This is a genomic window from Kribbella orskensis (assembly GCF_004342085.1).
In the GTDB taxonomy this organism is placed as follows: Bacteria; Actinomycetota; Actinomycetes; order Propionibacteriales; family Kribbellaceae; genus Kribbella; species Kribbella orskensis.
On sequence record NZ_SLWM01000037.1, the window covers coordinates 1 to 11198 of the forward strand.

At 67.2% G+C, this 11198-nt stretch carries 9 protein-coding genes and 1 pseudogene; 2 read left to right on the forward strand and 8 right to left on the reverse strand.

Features of this window, described 5'->3' with window-relative positions:
* Positions 1-1072: 1072 nt before the first annotated feature.
* Positions 1073-2071, reverse strand: coding sequence for an endonuclease/exonuclease/phosphatase family protein (locus tag EV644_RS41580; protein WP_132196900.1), 999 nt, complete (start codon positions 2069-2071; stop codon positions 1073-1075).
* 183 nt (positions 2072-2254) lie between these two features.
* On the opposite strand from EV644_RS41580, the gene EV644_RS41585 reads away from it, so the two are divergent.
* On the forward strand, positions 2255-2758 hold the full coding sequence (locus EV644_RS41585) for a PaaI family thioesterase (protein WP_132196898.1): 504 nt from the start codon (positions 2255-2257) through the stop codon (positions 2756-2758).
* 119 nt (positions 2759-2877) lie between these two features.
* On the opposite strand, the gene EV644_RS41590 is transcribed toward EV644_RS41585, so the two are convergent.
* Entirely contained in the window at positions 2878-3057 is a 180-nt protein-coding gene (locus EV644_RS41590; RefSeq protein ID WP_132196896.1) for a YegP family protein, read from the reverse strand.
* Between the two features lie 289 nt (positions 3058-3346).
* On the reverse strand, positions 3347-4366 hold the full coding sequence (locus EV644_RS41595; RefSeq protein WP_132196894.1) for an ABC transporter substrate-binding protein: 1020 nt from the start codon (positions 4364-4366) through the stop codon (positions 3347-3349).
* 109 nt (positions 4367-4475) lie between these two features.
* Here EV644_RS41595 and EV644_RS41600 point away from each other — a divergent pair, with 109 nt between their 5' ends.
* Positions 4476-4901 (forward strand): MerR family transcriptional regulator, encoded by a 426-nt coding sequence (locus tag EV644_RS41600; protein ID WP_132196892.1) that lies wholly within the window; start codon positions 4476-4478, stop codon positions 4899-4901.
* Here EV644_RS41600 and EV644_RS41605 read toward each other — a convergent pair.
* From EV644_RS41605 to EV644_RS41625, 5 genes and pseudogenes are all read right to left on the reverse strand, one after another.
* Entirely contained in the window at positions 4898-5179 is a 282-nt protein-coding gene (locus tag EV644_RS41605) for a glycoside hydrolase family 95-like protein (RefSeq protein ID WP_439649195.1), read from the reverse strand. The two genes, EV644_RS41600 and EV644_RS41605, sit on opposite strands and share 4 nt — an antisense overlap.
* A 33-nt stretch (positions 5180-5212) precedes the next feature.
* Positions 5213-7191: pseudogene (locus EV644_RS41610) on the reverse strand (glycoside hydrolase family 95 protein); the annotation flags it as partial.
* Positions 7192-7290: 99 nt separating this feature from the next.
* Positions 7291-8955: a type 2 periplasmic-binding domain-containing protein gene (locus EV644_RS41615; RefSeq protein ID WP_132196886.1), complete on the reverse strand. Its 1665-nt coding sequence runs from the start codon at positions 8953-8955 to the stop codon at positions 7291-7293.
* A gap of 31 nt (positions 8956-8986) precedes the next feature.
* Entirely contained in the window at positions 8987-9934 is a 948-nt protein-coding gene (locus tag EV644_RS41620) for a carbohydrate ABC transporter permease (RefSeq protein WP_132196884.1), read from the reverse strand.
* Between the two features lie 34 nt (positions 9935-9968).
* Entirely contained in the window at positions 9969-10967 is a 999-nt protein-coding gene (locus tag EV644_RS41625; protein ID WP_199240331.1) for an ABC transporter permease, read from the reverse strand.
* Positions 10968-11198: the final 231 nt, after the last annotated feature.

The window sequence follows — 11198 nt, forward strand, 5'->3', positions numbered from 1 at the left end:
CTCTGTCGCCAGGGCTCAAACGGCCCAGGAAGTACCAGTGCTCACCTGCCAGCAGCTACAGGCACCGAGTCTGCCAAAGACCCGATAACACCCATTAGGCAGTACCAGGCAGATCGCCACGCCCGGTGCGCGCCGTGCGCTGCGCGAGCCGGCACGGCAGCAAGTTCTACCTGTCGCTCGGTACTTCGCCCGCCTCCGCGCCGATCGTCCACGCCCGGGCTGACCGCCCACGCCCCGTGCGCCCGCCCGCAGGCGGCGGTTCCCGTGGGGGTACCCCCGGAAGGTGCGGGTTGCCTCCTCGGGCTTCGCGGCGGCAACCCGGCGTACCGGCGTGCCCTACGAGCGGGTCCACCCCGCAGGGTGCCGATTGCCCTCTCGTTGCCGGCGGCGACCCGGCGTACCGGCGTCTCCTTTGAGGGGTTGACCCCGGAGGGTGTGGGTTGCCCTGTCGGATTCTGGGCGGGCATCCCTGCGGTTGAGGGGTTGACCCCTCAGAGGCGGGTGAGCTTCTGGCCGGCGGGATGCGGGTGGGGTTCATCGCGGGGTTACCTGCTGGTGTTGTGGGTTGCCCCCTTGACGGGTCAGTAGGTAAGGCACAACAGCGGCAGGCAACCGCCGCCTATTCGCGGGCGCGGCTGGGCGGGTGGCGGCGTGGTGTGGCGGGCGTGGATGGCGGGCTATCTGGTCGCTGGCGGACTGCAGGGCAACAGTGGCCGGATAACCTGCCATCGGACATGCCATTGGCCGCCGGGGAGACGGTGGATGGCGTGATTGTGGGGACCTGGGACACCTTGTGGGGACCTGGGGGACAGACTGTTTCGTGTCCGAGGTCCCGGCTTGGTGTCCGAGGCCGCAGTTACTACTGCGGGCCGACTACTACTGCGGGCCGACACGATCGCGTTGAACCGCGCCGCGTTTCCTGTCCACTCCGAGCCCGGCCGCCGTGTCTTCACTGCCGCGTTATGACGTCCGCCGGTTGTACCCGATACCAGACGATGGCCGGCTGGTTGCTGACGGCAACGTTGGTGAGACCAGCGGCTCCGTCAACTCAAGCGACGGAGTGCGGCGCGGGTCAGATGCGGATTTCGGCTACTACGGGGCGGTGGTCGCTGCCGGTGGAGGGGAGGACCCAGGCTTTGGTGGGGGTGACGCCTCGGACCATGATGTGGTCGATGCGGGCCATCGGGAACTTGGCGGGCCAGGTGAAGCCGAAGCCGTGGCCGGCAGCGCCCTGGGCGGAGCGGAGGCCGGCGGTGAGCGGGGCGAGGCTGCGGTCGTTCGCGGTGCCGTTGAAGTCGCCCATCACCACGACTCCGGCCCGTTTCTCGGCGGCGATCTGCTGACCCAGCTGCTTGATCGTGGCGTTGCGCTGGTTCGAGGTGAAGCCGCTGGCGCCGACCCGGACGGAGGCGAGATGCGCCACGTAGAAGGCGACCTTGCCCTCCGGCGTGGTCACCTCGGCCCGCAACGCCCTGGTCCAGCCGAACCCGACGTCGACGGACTCGCTCTCCTCCACGGGGAACTTCGACCACAACGCCACCGTGCCGCGGGCAACCACATGCGGGTACGTCGCGGCGAACCGGGTCTTGTAGATCTTCAGGTCGGCCGGGGTGATCTCCTCCAGCGCGACCACGTCCGCGTCGGCATCGATCAGGTCCTGCGCGGTCCTCTCCGGGTCCGGGTTCGCCGCGTCCACGTTGTGCGACAGCACGCGGAGGTCATACGCTCCACCACCCTTGCCCGGGATCAGCAGGTGCCCGAACATCAGCCCCCACACGGCCAGCGGCACTAGCAGAGCCACCCCGGCCGTGGCGGATCGGCGTACCAGGGCGGCGACGGCGAGGACTGGGATCGCGACGCCGACCCAGGGCAGGAAGGTGTCCAGCAGGCTGCCGAGGTTGCCCACCGAGTTCGGCACCCAGCGGTGGAACAGCAGCGGCAGTGCCGACAGGATCGCCAGCACGGCGATCACCCAGCCGCGACGCCACTTGCCGGAGCGGCGTTGACGCCGCGCGGTGGTGCGCGCGCGCTTCGGCTTCCGGCTACGTACGGCTGTCTGGCGGTCGGACATGAAGTGATTGTTGCGGACAGCGGCCCCGGACCAAAGTCTGGCCCGACATCCGTGCGCTGCCCCAAGCGTGCCGGCTGTTCGATTTCATCCGTTGGAACGACCGCTCCGTCCGAAGTGAGGATCGCCGTCCACAACCTCTCCGACGGCCGGTACGGCGTTGGGCAGGTCGGATAGGGTCCGGGCATGTCGGAGTTCAGCGAGACGTCGCAGGTGTTCAGCTGGGTGGATCCGGAGCAGTTGCTGGCGAAGGTGGCCACGTTGACCGGGCTGGAATACCTGGAAGGTATGCGGGACGGGACCATCCCGCCGCCACCGATCGCCGTGCTGATGCAGTTCCAGCCGGTGCACGTCGAGCCGGGCAAGGTCGTCTTCGAGTGCCGCCCGTCACACGCGCACTACAACCCGATCGGCATGGTGCACGGCGGACTCGTCTGCACCGTGCTCGACACCGCGACCGGCTGCGCCGCGCACAGCACCCTGCCCGCCGGCGTCGGCTACACGTCGGTCGAGATCAAGGTGAACTACCTGCGTCCGGTGCTCGCCGACACCGGCCCGCTGACCGCGACCGGTCAGGTGATCAAGGGCGGCAACCGGGTGATATTTGCCGAAGGCAACGTCACCACCAGTGCGGGAGATCTCGTCGCGACAGCCAGCAGTACCTTGCTGGTCCGGCCGCGCCCCGCCTGACGAGCCCGATTCCGAGCCGCTCGCTCCGGCAGGTCCCCCGCACTCCCCCGAGCACCACCCCGCCGCCGGCGCCCCCGTGACACCGCCTGCGTTTCATCCCCCTCAGCTCCGATCGTCGCTCAGCTCTGGTCGTCGACGATCGCGTCGGCGGCGTTCTTCTTCACCGAGGCGACGCCGTTCAGCGCCGAGTCCTTGCTCTTGTACCCCTCGGAGCTGGCGATGATCTGACCGTTCGGCGCCTTCAGCCGAAACCGGTACTCGCCCCGCCCATCCTTGAACACCTCGAACTTGGCCCCCACGATGCACCCTCCCTGGTTTCACATCGCCCTACGCCTGACTATCCCTCCGCGGAGCGTCGGCGTTACCGTCCGGGCCGGAGAACTTCCGGCAACCGGCCCGGCGTACTCGTGAAAGCTGGTGCCGGACCCCGTCCAGGCCGACAAGGACATGCCGGACACAACAACCGCGGAGCCGTTCGTCGTCCGGAAGCGGCGGTTGAGACCACCACGTCGATCCTGTACCTCGGTGGGCTGGTCTTCGCGTCAGCAGGGACCGACCAGCCCAAAGCCGATCAGCCCAGAGCCCGAATCAGCCCTTGGCGCCGAGGAGCTTCTCCAGGTCGTCCAGTGTGGCCATCGCGCCGATCGGGCCGAGGCCGAGGAACCAGACCTCGTCGTTCACCCGGGCGACCTTGCCGGCCTTGACCGCGGGCAGCGCCTTCCACAGGTTGCCGTTGACCACGGTGTTCTCGGCGGTCGTGTCCGGCTTGCCGTAGCTGGAGTAGAAGACCCAGTCACCGTCCGCCTTGCCGATGTTCTCCTGCGAGACCTCGACGGCCAGGTCCTGCACGTCCTGGATCTTCGGCCGCGGCAGCCCGACGTCCTTGAGGATGACGCCGACGAAGGACAGGTTGCCGTACAGCCGGATCTCGCCCGGGCGGAACCGGACCAGCGAGATCGTCGGCGACCCGGTGACCTTGCTCTTCACCTCGTCGGCGCGCTTCTGGTAGTCGTTCAGCAGCTGGGTCGCCTTGTTCTCCTCGCCGAGGGAGTCCGCCAGCAGCAGGAAATCCTCCTTCCACGGGAACCCGGGCCGGATGCTCATCACTGTCGGCGCGATCGCGCTCAGCTTGTCGTACAGGTCGTTGGCGCGCAGCTTGCTGCCGAGGATCAGGTCCGGCTTCAGCGCCGCGATCGCCTCGAGATTCAGCTCGCTGATCCCGCCGACCGTCTTGATGTCCTTGGCCTTGCCGGCCAGGTAGCTAGGTACGCCGTTCTGCCCGGCGGTGGTGGCCATCCCGACCGGGGTGATGCCGAGCGCCAGCACGCCGTCGAGCTCGCCGCTGTCGAGCACCACGATCCGCTCGGGCTTCTTCTCGAGCTTGGTCTCGCCGAGTGCGTGCTTCACCGTGCGCGGGAACGCGCCCGGGCTCGCGTCCGACCCGAGCTTCGCGGTCGCCTCGTCCGCGGTCGCGAACAACCGGCCGCCGGTGGCCACCTCGGTGTCACCCACTCCCGTGTCGGCGGACTTGTCGTCGTTGCTGCCGCAGCCGGCGAGCAGGAGGGTCATCATCACCGTGCCCGCGAGCAGCCGGCGAGCCGATCGCATCACAATCATTCCCTCTCGTAGACCGATGATTGAGATTACAACAACTTTGGGTAGGCATACCTAACCGGTCTCGCATTCCGTACTCCGGTACAGGTTTACCGTGGGAGCCATGAGAAGCGGACAGGTGGCCGCCGCGGCCGGCGTCAACCTCCAGACCCTCCGGTACTACGAGCGCCGCGGCTTGCTGCCGGCTCCCGACCGCACCCTCGGCGGACACCGGGTGTATCCGCCTGAGGCCGTCACCCGGCTCCGCGTGATCAAGGTCGCCCAGCGCCTCGGCTTCACCCTCACCGAGATCACCGACCTCCTCGCCGCCGGCCACCATCACGGCGGCAGGCGCCCGGCCGGAACGTCCATCAAGCCCGGCCTGCAGGCGCAGGCCGCGAGCAAGCTCGCCGACGTGGAGGCGAGGATCGCGGACCTGACCGTGATCGCCGAGACGCTGCGCTCAGCGCTCGCAGTCGGCTGCGACGACCTCGCCGACTGCGCCACGGCCCCGGAGTGCCCTCTACCCTTCGCCGAGCTAGCGCACTAGCCGCCGAGTTCGCTCGTCAGATCCCGCGTCTCCCCCGCCTCCAGGCGGACCGAGATCGCCCGACTGGTGGGTCCACTGATGGTGAAGGCGCCCGCGTGGTCTGCCGTGACTGTGGCGGCAGTGAGCGCACCGGCCGACCAGGCGACGTCGAAGGAGAGCCCACCCCGGGCCCGAAGGCCGTGGTACGAACCGTCCGGCCACTCAGCGGGAAGCGCGGGGAGGAGTCGGATGACGTCGGTGTGGCTCTGGATCAGGAGTTCGGCCATGCCGCCGGTCATGCCGAGGTTGGCGTCGATCTGGAAGATGTCGCCGGTGCGGTACAGCAAGTTGTCCGACACCAGGTTGCTCAGGTAGTTGCGGACCACCCACGCGGCCTTCCCCGACTCCCCAAGCCGCGCCCACAACGCGATCCACCACGCGCTGGTCCACCCACCCGGATCACCCGTCGACGTCCGTACTGCGAGTGACGCGCGCGCGGCGGCCGCCCAGTCCGCAGTACGGGCCGGGTCGATCTCCGCGCCCGGGTAGAGGCCGTAGAGGTGGACTGGTGGCGGTGGTCCGGCTCGGAGGGCTGCCAGTCGGTCGGCCACTCCATCAGCCGCCCGTCCGTCGCGATCGGGATCTCCGGCAACCTCCCGACAGCACCGCGGATCCGAGACGCCAGGTCGGTCGACAACCCGAGCGCCTCCTCGGCCTCCAGGACGTTCCCGAACAGCTCACGCAGCACCCAGAGGTCGTACGTCGTGGTCAGGTCGACCGACGCCTTCGCACCGGACGGCAGGATGAAGTGGTGCTCGGGAGCAGTGGACGGGATGAACTGCAGCCGCCCGTCCCGGTCCTCCACCAGCATCGCCAGCGCGAACTCCGCAGCACCGGCGAGCACCGGATAAGCCCTGTCCCGCAGGTACTCCGGGTCCGGGTGGAACCGGTAGTGCTCCATCAGGTGCGCCGAGAGCCAGATCCCACACGTCGCCGCCATTGCCCAGACCGGGTCGTCGTCACCTTCACCCACGGGCCAGCTGGCGCGCCAGATGTCCGAGTTGTGGTGCGACACCCAGCCCGGCGCGTCGTACAGGACGCGAGCCGTCTCCGCGCCGGACTCGGCCAGGCCTTCGAGCAGGCCGGCGAGCGGTTCGAAGCACTCGCGCAGTCCGGTGACGTCGGCGAGCCAGTAGTTCATCTGGGTGTTGATGTTGTTGGTCCAGTCGCTCGCCCACGCCGGGCGGCGGTCCTGGTTCCAGATCCCTTGCAGGTTGGCCGCCTGGGTGCCCGGCCGGGAGGACGCCATCAGCAGATACCGCCCGAAGCCGAACACCAGCGCGGCCAGATCCGGATCGTTGCCTCCGGCACCGACTGCCCGGATCCGCTCGTCGGTCGGCAGGTCGACCGGCGCCCCGAGAGTCAGCTCGGCGCGGTCGTAGAGAGTCGTATGGTCGTCCAGATGACGCTGCCGAACCTTGTCCAGGGCAACGGCATCCACCAGCCGGACAGCGTCGGCCACGGCAGTCGCCGGATCCCCGCCAGGCCTCGCCGACCAGCCTGCGAAGGTGCTTGCCGCCGACAACACCAGGGTGAGCGCGTCCGCCCCCTCGATGGTGATCCCGGCGCCTGAGGTCTGGACGATGCCCCCGGTGGCGAAGGCCCGCAGTACGACGCCGAAGCCGATGCCGTGACCCTTGCGGTACCGGATCGGGTCCGGGCTGGTCCGGTACTCGATGGTCAGGTCCGAAGGCGCGTGGCCCGCCACAGCCACCGTCGTACCGTCGACGACCGATGCCTCGACGGGATGCTCACTGGAGAGCGCGACCCGTACGCCGACGGCTCCTGGGGCGTCGGCGGTCAGCGTCCACACCATCACCTGGTCAGGCGTCGAGACGTAGGTCTCGCGGTGGTAGCGCACGCCGGCGCTGGTGTAGTCGACCGAGACGATGCCCGTCCGCAGGTCGAGGCTGCGACGGTAGTTCTCCGCAGTGTCGGTTGAGGTGATCAGCAGGTCGCCGAGCGGCTGGTAGGACTCGACCAGAGGTCCTTGCAGAGCGCGGGTGCGCTCGGTGGCGGCCAACTGGTCGCCTTCCTCCAGCAAGAGACGGCGGACGTCGGCCAGTACCTGCGGGCCGTCCGTCACCTCCAGGGTGCGGGGACCGTCGCCGGACCAGACGTCGTCGAGGTTGAGCGCGACCCGCTCGTCGGCGACCCTTCCGAAGACCTTCCCGCCGAGGTGGCCGTTGCCCACCGGAAGCGCCTCGAACCAGTCGGCGGCAGGCGTACGGAACCACAGTTCGTGCGACATGCGGGAGCTTCCTTCACGAAGTGGCGGCCGCGCCAAGAGCCAGGACGGTGGCTCCCGGCGCGGCCGGTGGGGGTGCGGCCGGAGGGGACGGCCGACGGGTTACTTGTTGCCGGACTTGTACTTGTCGTACGCCTGCTGCTGGATCTCCAGGTACCGCTTCATCCCGGTCGAGTCGAGACCCTTGACGAAGGCGTCCCACCCGGCGTCGATGTCCTTCGTGCCGGTGATGAAGGCGAGCTGGTTCTGCGAGACGTAGCTGTTCAGGTTCGTCTGCAGCGTGGCCAGCTCGGAGCCGAGGCTCGGGTCCGGCCAGACCGACGTCCCCGGGAACCACTGCGCCTTGTCCTCGTGACCCTCGTACTGCTTGGTCGCCTGGAACAGCCGCCGCTCGAGACCGTCGGAGCTGTAGATGTCCTTCGGCACGACCTGCGCGTTCCGGAACGCCAGGGTGATGTTGTACTGCGCCATCGCGTCCCAGGCGATGTTCTTCTTCGCCTTGTCACCGGAGAACCGGTACCAGCCCGGCTCACCCTCCAGCGCGATGTCGCCGGCCTGCGGCTTGCGCCAGCCCTCGCCCTCCGGGCCCATCAGGCTGACCTCGCGGCCCTCGTCGCTGTAGATGTAGTCGAGCATCTTGACCGCGGCGACCTGCGCCTCCTTGCTGGCCTTGTTGGTCAGCATGAAGGTGTAGCCGGTCGAGCTCGGGTAGTTGTAGCCGGTGTAGTTCTTGCCCTCGGGACCGGTCAGCGGCGGCACCGCGTCGTACTGCTTGTCGCGGCCGTCCTTGGAGCCGAGCTGGACGAAGATACCCGGCCACAGCACCGGCACCGAGCCGAGCGTGACGGCCTTCGGGTTGTTGCCCTGGGCCTGCAGCGCCTGCGCGTTCTGGGTGAACGCGGCCTGATCGATCAGGCCTTCCTTGAAGAGCGAGTTGATGTACTTCAGGCCCTCCTTGAACTCCGGCTTGCTCACCGGGGTGACGACCTTGTCGCCGTCCAGCGAGATCAGCGAGCGGACCCCGTTGTTGGCGCCGACCGGGTCGTAGGTGAACGCGTTCATCAGGTACGCGATCAGGCTGCTGTCCTGCGGGTCGGTGGTCATCGGGATCTCGTCGGCCTTGCCGTTGCCGTTCGGGTCCTTCGTCTTGAAGGCCTGCAGCACGGTGCGCAGTTCCTCGGTCGTCTTCGGCATCTGCAGACCGAGCTTCTTCAGCCAGGTGCTGTTGATCCACAGCTTGTCCGGGTAGGTGCAGTGGAAGCAGTCCGACCACTGCGGCAGGGCGTAGATGTGACCGTCCGGAGCGGTCGACATCTCCTTGAAGGTCTTGTTGGAGTCCAGCGCCTTCTGGATGTTCGGCGCGTTGTCCTTGATCAGGTCCTCCAGCGGCAGCGCGACGCCCTGGGTCCCCAGCTTGAGCACCTCGGCCTGGGTGAACCCGTCGACCCACGGGATCAGCATGAACAGGTCCGGGTAGTCGCCGCTGGCCAGCGCGATCTGCCGCTTCTCCTTGGCCGGCCCGCCGTCGTACGTCGTGGTCTGCCAGCGGAACTGGATCTTGAACTTGTCGCTCATGATCTTGGTGACTGCGTTGGAGTCCAGCTTGTCGTCCGGGCCCTGTGGCGAGAAGGTGTCGATGACCACCTTGCCGTCAGCACTCACCTCGTTCGTCGCACCGTCGTCGGACTTGTCGGAGCTACAGCCCGCGACAGCCAGCGCGGTGGCTGCCACCAGGGCGGCCACCACCCTGCTCTTGGTTGAGCGCATTTTTCCCTGTTTCCCTTCTGGAACTTACTGACTAACCCTTGACAGCGCCGACCATGACGCCCTTGGTGAAGTGACGGGCGATGAACGGGTAGATGAGCAGTACGGGCAGACTCGAGATGACGATCAGCGCGTACTTGAGCACGTTCGCCAGCTGCTGCCGTTCGAGCTGCTGGGCGACGTCGGAGGCGGATCCTGTGGTGGAGTTCAGGATGAGGATGTTCCGCAGCACGATCTGGAGCGGATACAGGCCCGGGTCCTTCAGGTAGACCAGGGCGTCGAAGTAGGTGTTCCACTGGAAGATCGCGTACATCAGCGCGATGACGGCGATCACCGGCTTGGACAGCGGCAGCACGACCGACCAGAGGAAGCGCAGATCGCTCGCCCCGTCCAGTACCGCGGCCTCGTAGAGGTCGTCGGGGATCGTGCTGCGGAAGAAGGTGCGCGCGATGATCACCTGCCAGACGCCGATCGCGCTCGGGATCACCATCGCCCAGCGGGTGTTCAGCAGGCCGAGGTCCTGGACCACCAGGTACGTCGGGATCAGGCCGCCGGAGAACAGCATGGTGAACAGCAGCACGCTCATGATCACGTTGCGGCCGAAGAACGTCTTGCGCGAGAGCGGGTAGGCGATCGCGATCGTCAGGGTGACACTGATGAACGTCCCGCCGACGGCGTAGATCAGCGAGTTGTAGTAGCCCTTCAGGATCTGCGGGTCGCTGAGCGCCTCGCGGTACGCGCGCAGGCTGGGCTCGACCGGCCAGAGGAACACCCGGCCGCCGCTGACCGCGCTCGCGCTGCTGAAGGAGTTGGCGACCACGTAGATCAGCGGGATCAGTACCGCGACCAGCGCGACGGTCAGCATGATCTTGATGCCGATCAGGAAGATCCGGTCGGTCCGGGTCTCGGCGATGGTGGTCTTCTCCACCTGCGCCCCGGGCTTGTTCAGCCGCGCCTTGAACGGCTGCAGGGTGACGCTCATCGGTTCTCCTCCGACAGGTAGCTCGAGCTCGCGGTCATGACCACAGTCCGTTCCCGGTGATCCGCTTGGCGGCGAAGTTCACGCCGAGCAGCAGGAAGAGGTTGATCACCGAGTTGAACAGGCCGACCGCGGTGGCCATGCTGAAGTCCGCGTTGAGCAGGCCGGTCTTGTAGACGTAGGTGGCGATGATCTCGGACTGCGCCAGGTTCAGCGGGTTCTGCAGCAGGAAGGCCTTCTCGAACCCGATCGACATGATGTTGCCGACGCCGAGCACCAGGATGATCACCGCGGTCGGCATGATGCCGGGCAGGTCCACGTGCATGATCCGGCGGATCCGGCTGGCGCCGTCGATCTTGGCCGACTCGTGCAGCGCCGGGTCGATGCCGGCCAGCGCGGCCAGGTAGATGACCGCGGAGTACCCGGTGGTCTGCCAGACGTCGGACCAGACATAGATATGGCGGAAGTAGTTCGGATCGCCCAGGAAGTCGATCGACGGGATGCCGAACAACCCGATCGCGTCGTCCATGAAGCCGATCCGCGGCGACAGCACCAGGATCGTCATCGAGACGACCACCACGGTGGAGATGAAGTACGGCGCGTAGGTGACCAGCTGGACGGTCTTCTTGAAGAAGCCCTGCCGGATCTCGTTCAGCGCGACCGCCAGGATGATCGGGATCGGGAAGCTGGCCAGCACCGTGTAGGCGGCGAGCAGGAAGGTGTTCTTCACCAGCGTCCAGAACACCGGGTTCTGGAAGAAGAGCTCGAAGTTCTTGAAGCCGACCCAGTCGCTGCCCCACGGGCCCTTGATCGGGCTGTAGTTCTTGAACGCGATCACCGCGTTGGAGATCGGGATGTACTTGAAGATGACGAAGTACGCGAGCGGGATGATGATCAGCAGGTAGAGCTGCCAGTGCCGGCGGAAGCTGCGCCGGGCCTCGGTCCAGCGGCTCGGCCGCCGGATCCGGGTGGTCGCCACCACCTGCTTCACCACCGGCGCGGGTGGCGCCGGTTTCACCTCGATCGTTCCGCTCACACCTGCATCCCTTCGGTACAAATCCGCACCCACCCGACCGCCTGGTCAGGTGTCGTGCACATGCTGTGACGAACTGTCACATCTTGGAACCAAACCGATATCCGATAGGATCTCGGCTCCACCGGGAGGATGACACAGAACCGGGCCGGGCGGAAGAGGCACCGTCCCGGTCGATATCGGACCTTGACCGAGTGGACTTCCGGCCTGCACCACAAAGGGATCCGCGCATTT

Coding starts and splice junctions, on each gene's coding strand:
- EV644_RS41580 (WP_132196900.1), bottom strand. CDS start 2,071: ATGTCCGACCGCCAGACAGCCGTACGTAGCCGGAAGCCGAAGCGCGCG.
- EV644_RS41585 (WP_132196898.1), top strand. CDS start 2,255: ATGTCGGAGTTCAGCGAGACGTCGCAGGTGTTCAGCTGGGTGGATCCG.
- EV644_RS41595 (WP_132196894.1), bottom strand. CDS start 4,366: ATGCGATCGGCTCGCCGGCTGCTCGCGGGCACGGTGATGATGACCCTC.
- EV644_RS41600 (WP_132196892.1), top strand. CDS start 4,476: ATGAGAAGCGGACAGGTGGCCGCCGCGGCCGGCGTCAACCTCCAGACC.
- EV644_RS41605 (WP_439649195.1), bottom strand. CDS start 5,179: ATGACCGGCGGCATGGCCGAACTCCTGATCCAGAGCCACACCGACGTC.
- EV644_RS41615 (WP_132196886.1), bottom strand. CDS start 8,955: ATGCGCTCAACCAAGAGCAGGGTGGTGGCCGCCCTGGTGGCAGCCACC.
- EV644_RS41620 (WP_132196884.1), bottom strand. CDS start 9,934: ATGAGCGTCACCCTGCAGCCGTTCAAGGCGCGGCTGAACAAGCCCGGG.